The following is an 18,518-nucleotide window of genomic DNA, read 5'->3' as shown; positions in this document are numbered from 1 at the left end:
TTGTTGATGGAGGCCCGCGACGGGGTTTGACCCGCGCGCGCTTCATCTGTTGTCAGGCTGCTCGTCCAACGCTTTGCGACACGGACAAGTTCCTATTTTTGGCAAGCCGTTTTTGTTTCAGGGAAAGTGGGGCCGCTCCGCGATTCGGGGCGTAGTCCGGCGCGGCTGTGGCACGCCTGCCACAGGGTCGAGGCAAACATGGACGCGCCACGATCCCGCCGTGAATTTGCCCGCAGTTTCCGGCTTTTGAGAGCCGTATTCGCGAGTCTTGGCCGTACCGTTCACAATGGATTCATCTGGAACGTGTACTGTTCAGGCTGTCGGGAAGGGACGTCCGGCATTCAAGGACATATCGTCATGTCGTTCTTTTCAAACGTCGTTCGCCTCGCATCGGCGATCAGGGAATTTTTCTGGCCGACCTATCGCCCCGAGCGCCACTATATGCGCGGGCCGGGCCCGGCCTGTGCACGCCGGCGCTCGTCCAGCGGCCGCGGTTCAACCGACGGATTTCGTGGGATGGTTGCCGAATAACGTCTGCAGTTCGCCGAACGGCATTTCGCCCGCGACAAATCCGAACGTTCCCTTCTCCAAGATTTCCGAGGCCGCGGCGCGCAGTGCGCCAAAGACGGCTGTCGTCAGCTTGGAACCGAGCGAGACGCGGCGGGCACCGGCCTCCGACAGTTCGGCAAGCGTGAAGTGGGGCTGGGCGAGGATGTTGACCGGCTTCGACACAGCCTGGCAGATCGTGCGCACTGTCTCGATGTCGCGGATGCCGGGGGCGTAGAGCACGTCCGCGCCCGCCTTTTCGAAGGCCTGCAGCCGCCGGATGGTGTCGTCGAGATCGTTGATGCCGCGCAGAAGATTTTCGGCGCGCGCGGTGAAGACGAAATCCCGATCGAGGGCGCGCGCGGCTTCGACCGCAGCGGCCACGCGCTCCACCGCCAGCTCGAATTCGTAGATCGGGCGGGCCGGATCGTTCGAATAGTCTTCGATCGAGCAGCCGGCCAACCCGACCTTTCCGGCGGCGAAGACCGTCTCGCCGGCACTTTCGGGGCTGTCGCCCTTGCCGTTCTCGAGATCGGCCGACACCGGCAGGTCGGTGGCCGCCACGAGTTCGCGGCAATGCCCGATCATGTTTTCGAAGTCGACCCCGCCATCCGGCAGGCCGCGCGAAAAGGCGTAGCCCGCGCTGGTCGTCGCCAGCGCCTTGAAGCCCATGGAGGAAAGCAGCCTGGCCGAGCCGACATCCCAGGGATTGGGAATGACGAAGGCGCCCGGTCCGTCATGCAGCGCACGAAAGGTCTTCAGGTCGGTCATCGGCAGTTCTCCCGTCCGGGGTTCGACGGGGAGAGCCTAATGGCAGCTGGCCCGGCCAGCAACGCGGCCCCGGTGGTCCAGGGCCCGTCTCCTGACATCGCTGCCGTCAGCCAGCGGCGCCGTCAGCTTCGTGGCGGGACGCCAGCCCGATCAGGGAGGGAAGGTCGCGCATGTCGTCGAACAGGACAGCACCGGCCGCCGCCAGCCCGTCGCGGTCCGAAAGCGGATCGCCGTGATAGCCGAAGACGTGCATGCCGGCAGCGCGTGCGGCCTGCACGCCCGGCACCGCATCTTCAACCACGACACATTCGTGCGGCGAAAATCCCAGCGTGCGGGCGGCATGGAGGAAAAGATCGGGAAAGGGCTTGCCGCGTTCCACCATGCTGGCGCTGAACAGGGCGTGTTCGAAATGGACGAGGAGGCCCGTCCTGCCGAGCGTCAGGTGCATCTTCTCGACATTGGCGGACGACGCAACGCACCAGGGGATGCCGGCATCCCTCAACGCGAACACGGCCGCTTCGACATGAGGGACGGCCTCCAGCCCCTCTTCGAAGAGGCCCGGCAGCTCGCGGTACCAGCGGTCGACGAAATCGCCCAGCAGGACGCCGGTGGCCTCGACCTCCTCCTGAACCGATTTCATGCTGCGGCCGCAGAAGGTCCTCCGGCATTCCTCGTAGGAGATGGCATAGCCGGCTTCGCTCAGCCACGCCGACAGGCGACGGTTGGCCAGCGTCTCGGTGTCGACCAGCACGCCGTCGCAATCGAAGATCACCAGCCCCGGCGGCTGCATCAGTCGGCCCCGGTGGAGCCGAAGCCGCCTGCCCCGCGGGCCGTGTCGGCAGCGTGGGTGCGTTCCTCGATCCGCGCCTGCACCACCGGCGCAATGACCATCTGCGCGATGCGCATGCCACGCGTGATCTGGAACTCCTCGTCGCCGTGATTGACGAGGATGATCTTCAATTCGCCGCGATAGTCGCTGTCGATGGTGCCCGGTGTGTTGAGGCAGGTAATGCCGTGTTTCAGCGCCAGTCCGGAGCGCGGCCGCACCTGCCCCTCGAAGCCGGTGGGAATCTCCAGCACCAGGCCGGTCGCCACCAGCACCCGACGGCCGGGCAAAAGGATTACCGGCCGGTCTACCGGCACCGCGGCACGTAGATCCATGCCGGCCGCGCCCGCCGTCTCGTAGGCCGGCAGATCAAGATCCGCGCCATGCGGCAGGCGCACGATGCCGAGGGTGGGCAATGTCTGGGTGCTCATGGCGAAATGCTATCGCGCCAGCACGCCACAGGGTCAATCGCGGAGCCACGCTTTCAACGGAATTCGTCGTGCACGGCCTTACCCTGGCTCGTGCTGACAGACCGTGTCAGCAGGGCCATGCTATCAGGCATCCGATCACCGACGCGGGGAGAATGCATGAGCGGTCAGACACAGGGACAATACGCCCTCAAGGATATGTTCGACGAGGCGCGTTTCCGCCACATGGCGGGCGAGACCGTTGCTGTCTGGCCGGACTTCGATGCGGAGCGATTCGTTGCGCTTGCCATGGACGGCATCGATGAACTCGGCATCATGGAGCGCGTCCGCCGCACGGCCGAGTCCTACCGCGCGACGCTGCCCGACGATTTCGAGGAAGCGACGGCGATCCTCAGCGATCTGGCGCCGCGAGTCGGCCATGCCTTCACGGCGGTCGCGCTGGCGGAATATGTCGCGCTTTATGGCCGCGATCATTTCGAGCGTTCGATGGAGACGCTGCGTATCCTGACGCGCTACGGATCGGCCGAATTCGCCATCCGCCCCTTCCTGCGCGACGAGCCTGACCGCACGCTCGAGGTCATGCGTGGATTTGCCGAGGACCAGAATGAACATGTGCGACGGCTGGCCAGCGAGGGCACGCGGCCGCGCCTGCCCTGGTCGTTCCGGCTGGCGGCCTTTGCCGCCGATCCGAAGCTCGCCTGGCCGATCCTCGACCGGCTCAAGGCCGATCCCAGCCTCTATGTCCGCAAGTCCGTCGCCAACCATCTGAACGACATCAGCAAGGACCATCCCGATTGGCTGCTCGACCATCTGGAGGCTTGGCCGAAGGAGAACCCGAACACGCGCTGGATCGTGCGCCACGCCCTGCGCACGCTGATCAAGAAGGGCGATGCCCGTGCGCTCACCCTGATCGGCGCCACCGGAAAGGCGGCGGTGCGGGTGGAAGCCTACTCGGTCGCGCCAGGCCAATTGTCCCTCGGGTCGCATGTGACGATCAGCGGCGAGATCGTCTCGACGGCTGACGAGGTGCAGCATCTCGTGGTCGACTATGCCGTGCATTATCTCAAGAAGAACGGCGAGCCGTCGCGAAAGGTCTTCAAGCTGAAGGCCTTCGACCTTGCGCCCGGGGGGCGGCAGGTCCTGTCGATCCGGCGCGCCATCCGGGATTTTTCCACCCGCACGCACAATGCGGGCCACCACCGCGTCGAGCTCATGGTGAATGGCGAGGTTCTGGCGGAGGGCGGGTTTCTCCTGGAGATGTGAGCGCCTAGCGCAGCTCGACCGGCAGCACCGTCGTCTCCCTGATCTCCTCCATGACAAAGGATGCCGAGACATCCGACAGCGGCACCTTCGCGATCAGGCGCTGGTAGAGCCGGTCATAGGCCTTCACGTCGGCCACGCGTGCGCGCAGCACATAGTCGAGATCGCCCGACATGCGGTAGACCCCGGTGATCTCCGGAAAGGATGTCACCGCCTCGCGGAATTTCCTGAGCCAGTCCGGATCGTGGCTGGATGTACGGACGATGACGAAGACCGACAGTCCCAGCCCGATCTTGTCGGCGTCCACCAGCGCGACGCGGCCGGTGATGACGCCGCGCTCCTCCAAGAGCTTCACCCGTCGCCAGCAGGCATTGCGCGACAGCGATACCCGTTCCGACAATTCGTCGACCGACAAGGTCGCATCGCGCTGCAGCTCCGCCAGAAGACGGCGGTCGATTTGATCCAGTTCTTCGCTCATTCTTAGGACAATGTCCCGAAAAATGGGCTCTGACAAGGACGAACTGGGATGTTCTGGCGGTGCGTTTGGACCATCCTGCACGATCTGGAGACATGCAGAGAGATCGAGACATGAACGCGCGCATCGTCAGGCTGTTCACCGCCCATCCGCAGACCGTCGGCGAATCCTATTTCGAGCACATGCGCTTTGCGCTCTGGTTTTCCTCGCGCCTGCTTGTGGCCGGCGGTGCCGCGCTCGTCCACGCTCTCCTGCCCTTCCTGTGCGAGACCACCGCCAGCCGGATCATCCGCGAGCTGCATCAGCGGATCGAGGGCCGGGGCAAGTAGGCCTCCGCATTCACCGTTCGACAATCCGGTTCGCCCCTGCTAAATCCCGCGCGTTCCGAAAAGGATTGTCGATCATGTCCGACACACTCGCACGCGCGGTGGCGCGGCGGCGCACCTTCGCCATCATCTCGCATCCCGACGCGGGCAAGACCACGCTGACCGAGAAGTTGCTTCTTTTCGGCGGCGCGATCCAGCTCGCCGGCGAGGTCAAGGCCAAGAAGGACAAGATCCAGACTCGCTCGGACTGGATGAAGATCGAGCGCGAGCGTGGCATTTCGGTCGTCACCTCCGTGATGACGTTCGAGTATGGAGACCACGTCTTCAACCTGCTGGACACACCGGGCCACGAGGACTTCGCCGACGACACCTATCGCACCCTGACGGCAGTCGATTCCGCCGTCATGGTCATCGATGCCGCCAAGGGTATCGAGCCGCGCACGCTGAAGCTCTTCGAAGTCTGCCGCATGCGCGACATTCCGATCGTCACCTTCGTCAACAAGATGGACCGCGAGACACGCGATACATTCGAGATTCTCGACGAGATCGAGCAGAAGCTGGCGCTCGACACGGCGCCGGTCACCTGGCCTATCGGCAAGGGGAAGAGCTTCGCCGGCACCTATCACCTCGCCGACAGCGCGGTGCGCCACGGCGACGCCGACGAGAAATGGCGCAAGGTCAATGGTCCGCAATCCGATGAGGTGTGCGGCAAGCTGCCGGAAAACGAGCGCGACGCGGCCATCGAGGAAATGGAGCTTGCGCGCGAAGCCTGCCGTCCCTTCGATGCGCAGGCGTTTCGCGAGGGCCATCTGACGCCGGTCTTCTTCGGCTCCGCCCTGCGGAATTTCGGCGTGCGCGACCTGATCGAAGCCCTTGGTGCCTTCGCCCCCGAACCGCGTGCCCAGGACGCCGATGGCCGCCGCGTCGAGGCGACGGAGCCGAAAATGACGTCCTTCGTCTTCAAGATCCAGGCCAATATGGACCCCAACCACCGCGACCGCATCGCCTTCGTGCGCGTCTGCTCGGGCCGGCTGGAGCGGGGGATGAAAGCCAAGCTTGTGCGCACGGGAAAACCGATGAGCCTCTCGGCCCCGCAGTTCTTCTTCGCCAAGAGCCGCATCACCGCGGACGAGGCCTTTGCCGGCGATGTCGTCGGCATTCCCAACCACGGCACGCTGCGCATCGGCGATACGCTGACGGAAGGAGAGGACATCAATTTCCGCGGCGTGCCCAATTTCGCGCCCGAAATCCTGCGCCGCGTTCGCCTCGGCGACCCGATGAAGGCCAAGAAGCTGAAAGAGGCCCTGCAGCAGATGGCCGAGGAGGGCGTGGTCCAGCTCTTCCTGCCGGAGGATGGGTCGCCGGCCATTGTTGGCGTCGTCGGGGCCCTGCAGCTCGATGTTCTGAAGATGCGGCTCGAGGCTGAATACGGCCTGCCGGTCGATTTCGAGAGCGCCCGCTTCAATGTCTGCCGCTGGATTTCCGGCGAGAAGCCCGAACTCGAGCGTTTCGTGGAAACGCACCGCGGCGACATTGCGCGTGACCTCGATGGCGATCCCGTCTTCCTCGCCCCGCACGAATTCGGCCTCAACTACGAGGCCGACCGCTGGAAGGCCATCCGCTTCGACGCGGTGAAGGACTACATGGTCAAGGCTGCCTGAACTGCGCGGAAGGGAATTGGAAACCTCACTCATTAGTGATCATCCGCGGTAGGCGCCGTTTAATCCCATATCCATGAATGCCGGGCAGTTTCTCACTCAACGAGATTGAGGAACGCATCCATGCAGTCATTCCAGCAGGCCATTCTCAAGGGCGCAGCCAGCGAGCCCGGCCAGGACTTTACCATCCAGCGTGCCCTCGAGACGGTTCGCACGCATCTGGGAATGGACGTTGCCTACCTCTCTGAGTTCGTGGGTGAGGAATCGGTGTTCCGCCATGTCGATGCACCTGGCCTGGAAGACTTGATCAAGCCCGGCGACAGGCGTTCGCTCGATGAGGTCTATTGCCGCCATATTCTGGCCGGTCGCCTGCCGGAACTCATTCCCGATACTGCCGACGAGCCGCTGGCCGTCGCCATGCCGATCACCCGCGCCGTGCCGATCGGCGCGCATGCCAGCATTCCGATCCGTCTGGCCGACGGCACGCCCTATGGCATGTTCTGTTGCCTCAGCGCCCGGCCGAATGCGTCGCTCAATTCACGCGACCTGGACGTGATGCGCATCTTTGCGGATCTGGCGGCCCACCAGATCAGGCGCGAGATCGCTGAAAAGCTGGCGCGCGAAGCCGCCCGCGCGCGGGTCCAGACCGCGATGGCCGCCGGTTCCTTCTCGCTTGTCTATCAGCCGATCTGCGACATGCGCAGCCGCACGCCCAAGGGCTTCGAGACACTGTGCCGATTTGCAAGCGAGCCGTATCGTTCGCCGGACAAATGGTTTGGCGAGGCCGCTGCGACCGGGCTGGGAGTCGATCTGGAAATCGCCGTTCTTCAACGCGCGCTGACCGATATGCCGTCCTTCGCCAGCGATATCTACGTCTCCTTCAATGCGTCGCCGGAAACAATCATGAGCGGGCAACTTGAGGAGTTGCTGGCCAGGGCACCGCGGGATCGGATCGTGCTGGAAGTGACCGAGCATGCTCCCGTGGGGGACTACGCGCAACTGAACGCCGCCCTTGGTCCCTTGCGCCAGAATGGCGTGCGGCTGGCCATCGACGATGCCGGCGCGGGCTTCTCCAGTCTCCAGCATATCATCCAACTCGCCCCGGACATCATCAAGCTGGACATGGGGCTTACGCGAGACATCGATACCGACAGCGCCAAGCGGGCGCTGGCTTCAGCGCTGATCCACTTTGCCCGTGAGACCGGTGCCGAGATCGTCGCCGAGGGAATCGAGACCGAATGCGAATACGATACGCTGCGCGCGCTCAATATCGGCAGCGGCCAGGGGTTCTTTCTGGCGCGTCCATCGAGTCTGCTCGACATCCAGCGGGCCCGGCGGGAACGACCTGCGGGCTGACCCCGGAATCGAAACAGTAGGCCACCTACCGGCCTCAGAGGCGCTTCTTGCGCTTTCGTCCATAAAGCTCCAGCCGGTGATGGACGATCTCGTAACCGAGTGACCGGGCGATCTCGTCCTGCAGTTCCTCGATCTTGCTCGAGTGGAACTCGATGACGTCGCCGGTGTCCATGTCGATCAGGTGGTCGTGGTGATCGTCTCCTGCCGGCTCGAAACGCGACGGACCACCTTCGAAGGCGTGGCGATGGATGGCGCCGATGCCTTCCAGCAGCTTCATCGTGCGGTAGACGGTCGATAGCGAGATCGCCGGGTCGATCTTGACCGCGCGATGAAAGATTTCCATCGCATCCGGGTGGTCGCCGCCTTCCGAAAGGATGCCCAGGATGACGCGGCGCGGGCGCGTGATGCGCACGCCTGCGTCTCGTAACGCCTTCTCGTAGTCAGGCTTCTGCAAAGCTGCCTCGTTCATGGCCGGACTATGCGTCAGTTGCCGTTGCGATGCAAAGTCAGCAAGGGTCCTGGCTGCCTCTCTCACCAGCTCTTTTTGCAAACGATTTGCAATTGCATTGACGTCTGTGCCGGCAAGCGCTATCTCTTCATCGAGATCGGAATCATGGAGACTTTCATGCGACTTTTCGCCCGCCTTATCCTAGTCGCCGCCCTGCCGCTCGTCATGGCGACCGGAGCCCAGGCTCAGGAGCGCTTCAAGGTGGTAACCACCTTCACGGTGATCGCCGACATGGCGCGCAACGTGGCCGGCGAGGCTGCAAGCGTGGAATCGATCACGCGGCCCGGCGCCGAGATCCACGAATACCAGCCAACGCCAGGCGACATCTTGCGGGCGCAGGATGCGGATCTGATCCTGTGGAACGGGCTCGGTCTCGAGCAGTGGTTCGAGCGTTTCCTGGGCAATCTTCGCGATGTGCCCGAGGCGGTGGTTACCGATGGTATCCAGCCGATCGGCATCGGCGAAGGCCCCTATGAGGGCCGGCCGAACCCACATGCCTGGATGTCGCCCAGCGACGCCACGATCTATGTCGCCAATATCCGCGATGCGCTGATCATGCATGATCCGGACAACGCCGAGCTCTACGAGGCCAATGCCGAAGAATATATTCGGGAGATCGAAGCCGCGATCGAGCCGATCCGCGCGCGTCTTGCGGAGATACCCGAGGAGCGGCGCTGGCTGGTGACGAGCGAAGGCGCTTTTTCCTACCTCGCTAGAGACTTCGATCTGAAGGAGCTCTATCTCTGGCCTATCAACGCGGACAGCGAGGGCACGCCCCAGCAGATCCGCCGGGTGATTGATGCCATGCGCGACAACGATATTCCCGCCATCTTTTCCGAAAGCACGGTCTCCGACAGCCCTGCGCGGCAGGTGGCGCGCGAGACGGGAGCCACCTATGGCGGCGTGCTTTACGTCGACTCCCTGAGCGGTCCGGAGGGTCCGGTGCCGACCTATGTCGATCTTCTGCGCGTGACCACGCAGACCATCGCGGATGCCCTGGCTGAATGAACCTCCATCCCGACCCGCACCAGCTCGCACCGATCGGCACCGCCAGCGCCGGTCTGGTCGTCGACGACGTCACCGTCACCTACCGTAATGGCCACACCGCGCTGGAACGGGCGAGCTTTGCCCTGCCGACGGGCACGATCGCAGCACTGGTGGGGGTCAATGGCAGCGGCAAGTCGACCCTCTTCAAGGCGATCATGGGCTTCGTGCCCCTGGCGAGTGGTTCGGTCTCCATCCTCGGGCAGCCGGCCGGGCGCGCGCTGAAGCGCAACGTCGTCGCCTATGTGCCGCAGGCAGAGGAGGTCGACTGGAATTTCCCGGTCCTGGTCGAGGACGTGGTGATGATGGGCCGCTACGGCCACATGAACTGGCTGCGCATCGCCTCGGCCGTGGATCGCGACATGGTCGACATGGCGCTCAAGCGGGTGGGCATGTCGGCCTTGCGCAAGCGCCAGATCGGCGAACTTTCCGGAGGACAGAAAAAGCGCGTCTTCCTGGCCCGCGCGCTGGCACAGGAGGGGCGCGTCATCCTGCTGGACGAGCCCTTCACGGGCGTCGACGTCCGAACCGAGGAGGCGATCACCGCGCTGCTCGGCGAATTGCGCGACGAGGGCCGCATCATGCTGGTCTCCACACACAATCTCGGCAGCGTGCCGGAATTCTGCGACCGCGCCATTCTCATCAACCGCCGGATCCTGGCCGCCGGTCCCACCCATGAGGTCTTCACACGCGAAAACCTCGATCTGACCTTCGGCGGCGTGCTGCGGCATTTCGAGCTGGGCGGCGCCCATCTCCACGACGATGCCGAGACCGACACGCGCTCCGTGACGGTCCTGACCGACGACGAGCGGCCCTTCGTGCTCTACGGCGACCAGGCGCATTCCACGAGCGGGCCCACGCTACCGCCCGAGACCGGCAAGGATGAGGAAAAATGAGCCTCCTCGCCGAACCCTTCGCCTATAGCTACATGGTCAACGCGATGTGGGTCTCGGCACTGGTGGGTGCGCTTTGCGCCTTTCTGTCTGCCTATCTGATGCTCAAGGGATGGTCGCTGATCGGCGACGCGCTGTCCCACTCGATCGTGCCGGGGGTGGCTGGTGCCTACATGCTGGGGCTGCCCTTCGCTGTCGGGGCCTTCTTCTCGGGCGGACTGGCGGCGGCCGCCATGCTGTTCCTGAGCCAGGCGACGCGATTGCGCGAGGATGCCGTCATCGGGCTCATCTTCACCTCCTTCTTCGGGCTCGGCCTGTTCATGATCTCGATCTCGCCGGTCTCGGTGAGCGTCCAGACCATCGTGCTCGGCAACATTCTCGCGATAACGCCGGAGGACACGCTGCAACTCGTCATCATCGCGGGCGTGTCGCTGGCCATCCTGCTTGTGAAGTGGAAGGACCTGATGGTGACCTTCTTCGACGAAAACCACGCCCGCTCCATCGGCCTCAATCCCGGCTTTCTGCGGGTCCTCTTCTTCACGCTGCTGTCGGCGTCCACGGTCGCCGCGCTGCAGACGGTCGGCGCCTTCCTGGTCATCGCGATGGTGGTCACCCCGGGGGCCACCGCCTATCTCCTGACCGACCGCTTTCCGCGCCTCATCGTCATTTCGGTCGCCATCGGCGCCACGACGAGTTTTACGGGCGCCTATCTCAGCTACTTCATCGACGGGGCGACGGGCGGGGTGATCGTGGTCCTGCAGACGCTGGTTTTCCTCGCCGCCTTCTTCCTGGCGCCCCGGCACGGCTATCTCGCCGCCCGCCGGCAGGCACGCGCGGCGCTGGAGAGCGCGCGATGATCGACACGCTGCTCCTGCCCTTCGCCTTTCCCTTCATGCAGCAGGCCTTTCTCATCGCGCTCTTGGTGGCGGTGCCGATGGGGCTCCTGTCGTCCTATCTCGTGCTGAAGGGCTGGTCACTGATGGGCGATGCCATCAGCCATGCGGTGCTGCCTGGCATCGTGCTCGCCTTCGTCCTCGGCCTGCCGCTGGCGATCGGCGCTTTCGTGGCCGGCATGGTCTGCGCGCTCGCCACCGGCTTCCTGAAGGAAAACAGTCGGGTCAAGGAAGACACGGTGATGGGCGTGGTCTTTTCGGGCATGTTCGGGGCGGGCATCGTCATGTTCTCCATGATCGAGACCGAACTCCACCTCACCCATATCCTGTTCGGCGACATGCTGGGCACGAACTGGCCCGACATCGTCCAGGCCGGCGCCATCGCGGCGGCCGTCATCGGTGCCATCGGCCTTTTCGGCCGCGATCTCGCGCTGCATGCCTTCGATGCCCAGCACGCACGCGCCATCGGCCTGCCCGTGCGGCTCCTCCACTACGGGCTGCTGGCCATGATCTCGCTCACGGTGGTGGGCGCATTGCAGGCGGTGGGCATCATCCTGGCCATCGCCTTCCTGATCGCGCCCGGCGCCACCGCCTTTCTCGTCACCCGCCGCTTCGGCGCGATGCTGGCCGTCGCAGTGGCCGTGGCCGCGCTTTCGGCGGTTGCCGGCGTCTATCTGAGCTTCTTCATCGACAGCGCGCCGGCGCCGACCATCGTGCTCGTCATGACCGGGCTGTTCATTGCCGCCTTCGCGGTGTCGTCGGCGCGCGCCGCGCAAATCGCCCGGACAGGCACCGACCGACAGTCAGCGCTGGAAGGCTGAGCGCCTATTCGGCGGCGATGGCCGACCGCTCCCGGCCATAGGCACGGCCATCCGGATCGAAGATGTGCAGATTGCCGGGATCGGCCGCCAGTCGAAGCGTGGCCCCGCGCTGGATGGTCACGTTGCCCGGCGTCTTGACGACCAGCGGTTCGTCTTCTCGCCCGATATCAACATAGGCGAGCTGAACCTCCCCCAGCTGCTCGACATAATCGACCGGACCCTCGAACAGATAATCGCTCCCCTCGGCAATCGAGAGGTCCTCGGGCCGGACACCGAAGCTGATCTGCCGGCCTTGCGCGTCGGCAGGTGTGGCGACCGGCACGACCACGTTCCGCCCGGCAGGATGCGACACCGTCGTCGAAGCACCCGCCTTCTCGACCGTGGCGTGAAGGATGTTCATCGAGGGCGAGCCGATGAACTGGGCGACGAAAAGATTGCCGGGATGGCAATAGAGATCCATCGGCGATCCGACCTGCTCCACGTAGCCGTCCTTCAACACCACGATCCGGTCGGCCAGCGTCATGGCCTCGACCTGGTCGTGGGTGACGTAGACCATGGTCGTGTCGGGCATCGATTCCTTGAGCTTGGCGATCTCGATACGGGTCGCCACGCGCAGGGCCGCGTCCAGGTTCGACAGCGGCTCGTCGAAAAGAAAGACCTTCGGATCGCGCACGATGGCCCGGCCGATCGCCACGCGCTGCCGCTGGCCGCCCGACAGCGCCTTCGGCAGCCGGTCCAGATAGTCGGTGAGCTGCAGGATCTCCGCGGCCTTGCGCACGCGGGCATCGATCTCGTCCTTCGATGCGCGCGCGATGCGCATGCTGAAGGCCATGTTCTCGTAGACCGTCATGTGGGGATACAGCGCGTAGGACTGGAACACCATCGCGATGCCGCGCATCGAGGGTGGGATGTCGTTGACCACCTGCCCGCCAATCGACAGCGTGCCCGCGGTGATGCTCTCAAGCCCGGCTATGGTCCGCAGCAGGGTCGACTTGCCACAGCCGGACGGGCCGACGAAGACCACGAATTCGCCCGAGCGTATGTCGAGATCGATCCCATGCAGGATCTCCAGGGTGCCGTAGGATTTCCTCAGATCCCGCAGAACCAGATCGGCCATGTCTTCCTCCCAATGGCGCCGGCTTGGCGCCCGAATTCATCAGCCCGGCTGCTCTCTGCCGTTCAGGCGCGTCTCCCGAACCAGGCACCGTAGCCGGCGAGACTGATTTCGTTGCCCACCAGTTCGCCGCCGGCCATGCCGTGCCCGGGAATCGATACGGCGGAAATGCCGTCGAGTTCGGCCGTGGCGGCCTCGGCACCCAGATTGAAGGCGCAGATCAGTCGCTCGCCAGCATGCTCGCGCTCGAACACGACCAGACGCGGGTCACCCATGGGCAGGAAACGGATCGAACCCTTCACCAGAGCGGGGTGATCGCGGCGGAAAGCGATGATGCGGCGATAGTGGGAAAGGACGGAATCCTCTGTTTCCTCCTGACGATCGACCGAGAGTGGAACGTGCTCCGGCGGCACCGGCAGCCAGGGGCGGCCGTCAGAGAAGCCGGCGGACAGCTGGCCCTCTTCCCAGACCATCGGCGTTCGGCATCCGTCGCGGCCGCGGAACTCCGGCCAGAACCGGATGCCATAGGGATCGCGCAGATCCTCGAAGGCAAGATCCGCCTCGCCGAGCCCCAGTTCCTCGCCCTGGTAGATGCAGACCGAACCGCGCAACGACATCAGCACCGCGGCGACGACCTTCACATAGGCCTGCGGGTCCGGTTCTTCGCGCGCCCAGCGGGAGGCGTGGCGCACCACGTCGTGGTTGGAGAAGGCCCAGCATGACCAGCCCTCGCCGGCCACGGCCTCGAACGTCTCCAGCACGCGACGCACCTTGCCGGCGCTGATCTTCTCCGGGCTCAGGAAATCGAAGCCGTAGCACATGTGCACGCGCTTGGACCCGGCCGTGTAGTCGGCCACGATGTCGAGCCCGCGCTGCGCGTCGCCCACCTCGCCCACGGCGGCGGCCGCCGGGAACTCGTCCAGCAGCGCCCGGAAACGCTCCAGGAAGGCCAGGTTTTCGGGACGGCTCTTGTCGTAGATGTGGTCCTGGTAGTTGTAGGGGTTCACCGACGGCGCGATGGAATCGTTGCGCTGGTCCTCGGGCAGCGGCGGATTGTCCTCCAGCCCCTGCGAGTGGAAATAGAAATTGATGGTGTCGAGCCGGAAACCGTCGACGCCGCGTTCGAGCCAGAAGCGCGAGGACGCCAGCACCGCATCCTGAACTTCGGTATTGTGGAAATTGAGGTCCGGCTGCTCCACGAGAAAGTTGTGGAGATAGTACTGGCGCCGGCGCGTATCCCACTGCCAGGCCGAGCCGCCGAAGATCGACAGCCAGTTGTTGGGTGGCGAACCGTCGCCGCGCGAATCGGCCCAGACGTACCAGTCGGCCTTCGGATTGTCGCGACTCGACCGGCTCTCCTTGAACCAGGGATGCTCGTCGGAAGTGTGCGAGATGACGAGATCGATCATCACCTTGAGGTCCAGCCGGTGGGCCTCTGCGACGAGATCGTCGAAATCCTCCAGCGAGCCGAACATCGGGTCGACGCCGCAATAATCCGACACGTCGTAGCCGAAATCCTTCATCGGGGACGTGAAGAAGGGCGAAATCCAGATCGCATCGACGCCAAGCGACGCGATATAGGGAAGACGGCGACGAATGCCGGCGAGGTCGCCGATGCCGTCTCCGCTGGAATCCTGGAAGGAACGGGGGTAGATCTGGTAGATCACCGCGCCACGCCACCAGTCCCGGTCCACCTGTGGATGAGACATCGGCACGTCCATCTGAAGTATTGCGGCGGGCGCGCTCATGCGTTCAGCCACCCTTCACCGAGCCGGCCAAAAGGCCGCGCACGAGATAGCGTTGCAGCGTGAAGAATACAAGCAGCGGCACGGCGATCGACACGAAGGCGGCCGTGGCGAGGATACCCCAGTCTCCGCCACGCGATCCCAGAAGGTCGTCGGCGATCTTCACGGTCATGACCTGGCTTTCGGCAGCGCTCGGCAGAAAGACCTTGGCCACGAGCAAATCGTTCCAGGTCCACAGGAACTGGAAGATGGCAAAGGAGGCGAGTGCGGGGAAGGAAAGCGGCAGCACGATCTTCACGAAAATCTGAAAATCGGTCGCCCCGTCCACGCGCGCGCTCTCGATGATGTCGCGCGGAAGCCCGACCATGTAGTTGCGCAGGAGATAGATGGCGAGCGGCAGCCCGAACCCCGTGTGGGCGAGCCAGATGCCGAGGAAGCTCTGGCCGATCCCGACGCGGTTGTGCAGGTTGAGCAGTGGCACGAGGGCAAGCTGGAGCGGCACGACGAGCAGCCCGACCACGGCGGCGATCAGCAGCGCGCGGCCGGGAAATTCCATCCAGGCGAGCGCATAGGCGGCGAAGGCGGCGATCAGGATCGGAATGATGGTGGCCGGGATCGCCACCGTCAGCGTGTTGATGAAGGCGCGGTCCATATTGTCGGCGCGCAGCACCGTCTCGTAATTGGCAAGCGTGAAGCGGGGCGGCGTTAGGGCCTCGAAATAGAGGCGGGGCCCCGCGCCGGAGAACTCTTCGGACGATGTCGCCACGAACGTGCCGTCGCGCTCGACGCGCAGGGTTTCGCCATCGCGGATTTCCGCCGTCTGGCCGGCCGGAAACTCCGCGGGCGCCACGCCGCGATTGCCGAAGGCGGTCACCTCGCCGGTCTGGTCGGGGAACCAGCGCGACTGCTCCGGGTCATCGAAGACGCTGCCTTCGATGATCCATTGCCCGTCTTCCAGACGCTGGTCGGCGGCGGGCGCGCGGGCCCGGAAGGTCAGTTCCACCGCGAAGGGCGCCTTCCACCATCCGGTCGCCGAGATCTGGTCGCGGTCGCGGAAGGAGGAGATGAAGAGCCCCAGCGTTGGGATCAACCATAGCAGAACGATCAGGATCACCGAGATGCGCACCGCCCAGTTGAGGGCGGAGGTCTTGGCCGCCACGCGCGACCTTGCCGGCGTCTGGAGCGTGAAGCCCGGCTGCATCGCAACCTTTTCGGCGGTGTTGGCCATCGCGTCCCTCTCCCTCAGCGCATTTCGCGGCGTGCCTGGCGGATGTTCCAGATCATCACCGGCAGGACGAGAAGCATGATGACGAAGGCGACCGCGGTGGCGCGCCCATCGTCGCGGAACATGTAGGTCATCATGTAGCTGGGCAGGATCTGGGTCCCGAAATTGCCACCGGTCGAGGCGTAGACGATGTCGAAGACCTTGAGCACCAGAATGGTGATCGTGGTCCACACCACGACGATCGTGCCCATGATCTGCGGGATCTTGATCCTGAAGAATATCTGGAAGGGATTGGCACCGTCGATCACGGCCGCCTCCACAGTCTCCTCCGGTATGCCGCGCAGGGCGGCCGACAGGATGACCATCGCAAAGCCGGTCTGGATCCAGATCAGGATGAACATCAGGAAGAAATTGTTCCAGAACGGAATCTGCAGGACGTCGACGGGCCGGGCGGCGCCGAACATTTCGCGGATCGCATTGATGAGGCCGATGTCGAAATTGTTGGCGTAGACGAATTTCCAGATCAGCGACGCCCCGACGAAGGAGATCGCCATCGGCATGAAGATCAGCGACTTCGCGACATTACCCCAGGAGAGCTTGTCGGTCAGTTGCGCGGAGATCAGGCCGAAAAAGGTCGCCCCCGCGGGCACGACGAGAATCCACATGAGGTTGTTCAGCACGCTCTGCCGGAACTCGCCCTCGTTGAAGAGCGCGACATAATTGCCGAACCAGATGAACTCGGTGCCGGCCCGGTTGAACAGCGAGCGCCAGAACGAGCCGATGACCGGATAAACCAGATAGAGCCCGAGTGCGAAGATGGCCGGGAAAAGGAAAAGCCACGGCCTGAGCCGATTGGCGCGGTTGATGTTGCGGCCGGCATTGGGTCCCCGCGCCGGAAAGATGACGTGGTCGACAATCCAGTTGGAGACGTAGAAATAGCCCACGCAGCCGATCACGCCGACCACGATGGTGACCATGCCTTGCAGGAGTGGCGTCATCGCCTTGCCCTTTGCCGCTGCGCCGGTCGCCGGTCCGGGCGGCTTTCACCGCATGGACCGGCATGTCGGGTCGCCCCTAGTTGATGGCGTCCCAGCGCTGCTGGATGGTGCGCGCGACGTCCTCGGCATCCGCGCCGGTGACGAAATCGACCATTCCGGTCCAGAAGGCACCAGCGCCGATCTCGCCCGGCATCAGGTCGGACGCATCGAAGCGGAAGGTCGTCGCTTCGAGCAGGATGTCGTTCATGGCCCGCAGCGAATCGTCGCCGAAGACATCGGAATTGACTTCCGTGAACGGCGTCAGGAAGCCGGACTGTGCCATCCAGATCTCGTGCGCGATCGGCGTCTTCAGGAACTCCATGAAGACGCGGGTCGCGTCGCTGTCATTGGTGATGGCAAAAAGCGTGCCGGCGCCCAGCACCGGATTGCCGAGGTCGCGCTCGGCATCGGCGGGGAAGTAGAAGAAGTCGAAATCCTCGCCGTACTGGCTGCCGTCCGGGAAGAAGGTCGGAATGAAACTCGCCTGCTTGTGCATGTAGCACTGCGGCGGGAAGGAAAAGAGCCCGCTCGGGCTGTCGCGGAAATCGGTGGTGGCGGCCGCCTGCGCACCGCCTTGCACGAAATCGTCGTTGCGCGCGAACCAGCCGAATTCCTCGATCGCCTCGACCACGCGCTCGTCGTCGAAGGGCATGTTGTTTGAGACCCAGTCGTCATAGACCTCCGGCGCGTGCAGCCGCAGCATGATGTCCTCGACCCAGTCGGTCGCCGGCCAGCCGGTGGCGGCGCCGGAGCCGAGCCCGACGCACCATGGTGTGGCGCCGTCATCGACTATCTGCTGTGTAAGGTCCTTGAGCTCCTGCATGGTCTGGGGGATGTCGTAGCCGGCCTCTTCGAACTGTTCGGGCGAGTACCAGACCAGCGATTTGACATCGACCTTGTAGAAGAAGCCATAGAGGGCTTCCTCGCCGTCCTGGCCGGCATAGGTGCCGAGATCGACCCAGGAATCGCCCGCCGCGTAGTTCTCCCGCACCCAGTCGGCGGTGCCCTCGTCGAGCGGTGACAGGAAGCCGCGAGACGCCATGTCGGCGGCGAGACCCGGCTGCGGGAAGACCGCGATGTTGGGCGGAGACCCGGCCTGGGCCGAAATCACGATGTCTTGCTCGAAGGAATCGGAGCCCGTGTAGTTCACGTTCGCGCCGGTCGCCTCTTCGAAATAGGCGACGACGCTGTTGACCAGGCGGGCATCCTCGCCGGTCCAGGGTCCGGTGATCTCGATCGTCTCGCCGCTCAGGTCGTGGGCGCCGGCGAAGTCCTCGAAGCTCGACCAGTTGAAGTCTCCCTCGCCCGGCTCGAAGACGAGCTGCGCCCAGGCGGGCGCGGCGAAAAGCAGCGCCGTTGCGGCGACGCCCGACAGAAACAGTTTGCTGGTCATGAAATCCTCCCGAAATTGACCTTTTCGTTCTCACCCGAAGGTCAATGGAGAAGACGTCCGCCTGTGGCGGAGCGACCTCCCCTTGCTCCTCCAGCGCGGTTTGGCTTGACGTAATAGTCGGCGTTGCGCTGCCGACGTGTCAAGGGACGGGCGACCTAAAACGATTTAAATCTTGATCGCAATCGCGTCAGCGACGCCG

General features: G+C 64.3%; 18 protein-coding genes. 8 read left to right on the top strand and 10 right to left on the bottom strand.

Going from position 1 to position 18,518, the window contains the following annotated elements:
* Positions 1–495: 495 nt before the first annotated feature.
* From GRZ55_RS14605 to dut, 3 genes are all read right to left on the bottom strand, one after another.
* Positions 496–1,317: an oxaloacetate decarboxylase gene (locus GRZ55_RS14605; RefSeq protein ID WP_169287674.1), complete on the bottom strand. Its 822-nt coding sequence runs from the start codon at positions 1,315–1,317 to the stop codon at positions 496–498.
* A gap of 106 nt (positions 1,318–1,423) precedes the next feature.
* Complete coding sequence (locus tag GRZ55_RS14600) at positions 1,424–2,107, bottom strand: HAD family phosphatase (protein ID WP_169287673.1); 684 nt, start codon at positions 2,105–2,107, stop codon at positions 1,424–1,426.
* Positions 2,107–2,574 carry a dUTP diphosphatase gene (gene dut / locus GRZ55_RS14595; RefSeq protein WP_169287672.1) on the bottom strand — a complete coding sequence of 156 codons (468 nt, stop codon included), beginning with the start codon at positions 2,572–2,574 and terminating at the stop codon, positions 2,107–2,109. The genes GRZ55_RS14600 and dut overlap by 1 nt, the downstream gene beginning before the upstream one ends.
* Before the next feature lie 156 nt (positions 2,575–2,730).
* Here dut and GRZ55_RS14590 point away from each other — a divergent pair, with 156 nt between their 5' ends.
* Positions 2,731–3,834: a DNA alkylation repair protein gene (locus GRZ55_RS14590; protein ID WP_169287671.1), complete on the top strand. Its 1,104-nt coding sequence runs from the start codon at positions 2,731–2,733 to the stop codon at positions 3,832–3,834.
* Between the two features lie 4 nt (positions 3,835–3,838).
* On the opposite strand, the gene GRZ55_RS14585 is transcribed toward GRZ55_RS14590, so the two are convergent.
* Positions 3,839–4,309, bottom strand: a complete 471-nt coding sequence (locus GRZ55_RS14585; RefSeq protein WP_169287670.1) for an Lrp/AsnC family transcriptional regulator — start codon at positions 4,307–4,309, stop codon at positions 3,839–3,841.
* Positions 4,310–4,419: 110 nt separating this feature from the next.
* Between GRZ55_RS14585 and GRZ55_RS14580 the strand changes: the two genes are divergently transcribed.
* From GRZ55_RS14580 to GRZ55_RS14570, 3 genes are all read left to right on the top strand, one after another.
* Positions 4,420–4,635 carry a DUF6356 family protein gene (locus GRZ55_RS14580; protein ID WP_169287669.1) on the top strand — a complete coding sequence of 72 codons (216 nt, stop codon included), beginning with the start codon at positions 4,420–4,422 and terminating at the stop codon, positions 4,633–4,635.
* Positions 4,636–4,709: 74 nt separating this feature from the next.
* Entirely contained in the window at positions 4,710–6,293 is a 1,584-nt protein-coding gene (locus GRZ55_RS14575; protein ID WP_169287668.1) for a peptide chain release factor 3, read from the top strand.
* 120 nt (positions 6,294–6,413) lie between these two features.
* Positions 6,414–7,646 (top strand): EAL domain-containing protein, encoded by a 1,233-nt coding sequence (locus GRZ55_RS14570; RefSeq protein WP_169287667.1) that lies wholly within the window; start codon positions 6,414–6,416, stop codon positions 7,644–7,646.
* A gap of 34 nt (positions 7,647–7,680) precedes the next feature.
* On the opposite strand, the gene GRZ55_RS14565 is transcribed toward GRZ55_RS14570, so the two are convergent.
* Complete coding sequence (locus tag GRZ55_RS14565) at positions 7,681–8,115, bottom strand: Fur family transcriptional regulator (protein ID WP_169287666.1); 435 nt, start codon at positions 8,113–8,115, stop codon at positions 7,681–7,683.
* 156 nt (positions 8,116–8,271) lie between these two features.
* On the opposite strand from GRZ55_RS14565, the gene GRZ55_RS14560 reads away from it, so the two are divergent.
* From GRZ55_RS14560 to GRZ55_RS14545, 4 genes are read left to right on the top strand one after another with little or no spacing between them, the layout of a single operon-like run.
* Entirely contained in the window at positions 8,272–9,162 is an 891-nt protein-coding gene (locus tag GRZ55_RS14560) for a metal ABC transporter substrate-binding protein (RefSeq protein ID WP_169287665.1), read from the top strand.
* Positions 9,159–10,094 carry a manganese/iron ABC transporter ATP-binding protein gene (locus GRZ55_RS14555; protein ID WP_169287664.1) on the top strand — a complete coding sequence of 312 codons (936 nt, stop codon included), beginning with the start codon at positions 9,159–9,161 and terminating at the stop codon, positions 10,092–10,094. Before GRZ55_RS14560 ends, GRZ55_RS14555 begins: the two co-directional genes overlap by 4 nt.
* Complete coding sequence (locus GRZ55_RS14550) at positions 10,091–10,948, top strand: metal ABC transporter permease (protein WP_169287663.1); 858 nt, start codon at positions 10,091–10,093, stop codon at positions 10,946–10,948. The genes GRZ55_RS14555 and GRZ55_RS14550 overlap by 4 nt, the downstream gene beginning before the upstream one ends.
* Positions 10,945–11,805 carry a metal ABC transporter permease gene (locus GRZ55_RS14545; protein ID WP_169287662.1) on the top strand — a complete coding sequence of 287 codons (861 nt, stop codon included), beginning with the start codon at positions 10,945–10,947 and terminating at the stop codon, positions 11,803–11,805. The genes GRZ55_RS14550 and GRZ55_RS14545 overlap by 4 nt, the downstream gene beginning before the upstream one ends.
* Before the next feature lie 4 nt (positions 11,806–11,809).
* Here GRZ55_RS14545 and GRZ55_RS14540 read toward each other — a convergent pair whose 3' ends face one another.
* From GRZ55_RS14540 to GRZ55_RS14520, 5 genes are all read right to left on the bottom strand, one after another.
* Positions 11,810–12,922: an ABC transporter ATP-binding protein gene (locus GRZ55_RS14540; RefSeq protein ID WP_169287661.1), complete on the bottom strand. Its 1,113-nt coding sequence runs from the start codon at positions 12,920–12,922 to the stop codon at positions 11,810–11,812.
* Between the two features lie 62 nt (positions 12,923–12,984).
* The gene (locus GRZ55_RS14535; RefSeq protein ID WP_246734763.1) at positions 12,985–14,667 is read right to left on the bottom strand and encodes an alpha-glucosidase family protein; all 1,683 of its coding nucleotides are present in this window, start codon (positions 14,665–14,667) and stop codon (positions 12,985–12,987) included.
* A gap of 4 nt (positions 14,668–14,671) precedes the next feature.
* A complete protein-coding gene (locus GRZ55_RS14530) occupies positions 14,672–15,865 on the bottom strand; it encodes a carbohydrate ABC transporter permease (protein ID WP_169287750.1) in 1,194 nt (397 codons plus the stop codon).
* Between the two features lie 41 nt (positions 15,866–15,906).
* Entirely contained in the window at positions 15,907–16,887 is a 981-nt protein-coding gene (locus GRZ55_RS14525; RefSeq protein WP_169287660.1) for a carbohydrate ABC transporter permease, read from the bottom strand.
* A gap of 76 nt (positions 16,888–16,963) precedes the next feature.
* Positions 16,964–18,319 carry an ABC transporter substrate-binding protein gene (locus GRZ55_RS14520; protein WP_169287659.1) on the bottom strand — a complete coding sequence of 452 codons (1,356 nt, stop codon included), beginning with the start codon at positions 18,317–18,319 and terminating at the stop codon, positions 16,964–16,966.
* Positions 18,320–18,518: the final 199 nt, after the last annotated feature.

The sequence above is a fragment of the Chelativorans sp. ZYF759 genome (assembly GCF_012911015.1).
Taxonomy (GTDB): domain Bacteria; phylum Pseudomonadota; class Alphaproteobacteria; order Rhizobiales; family Rhizobiaceae; genus ZYF759.
Note: the sequence above shows the minus strand (reverse complement) of the source record. Positions and strands in the feature narration are given on the sequence as shown.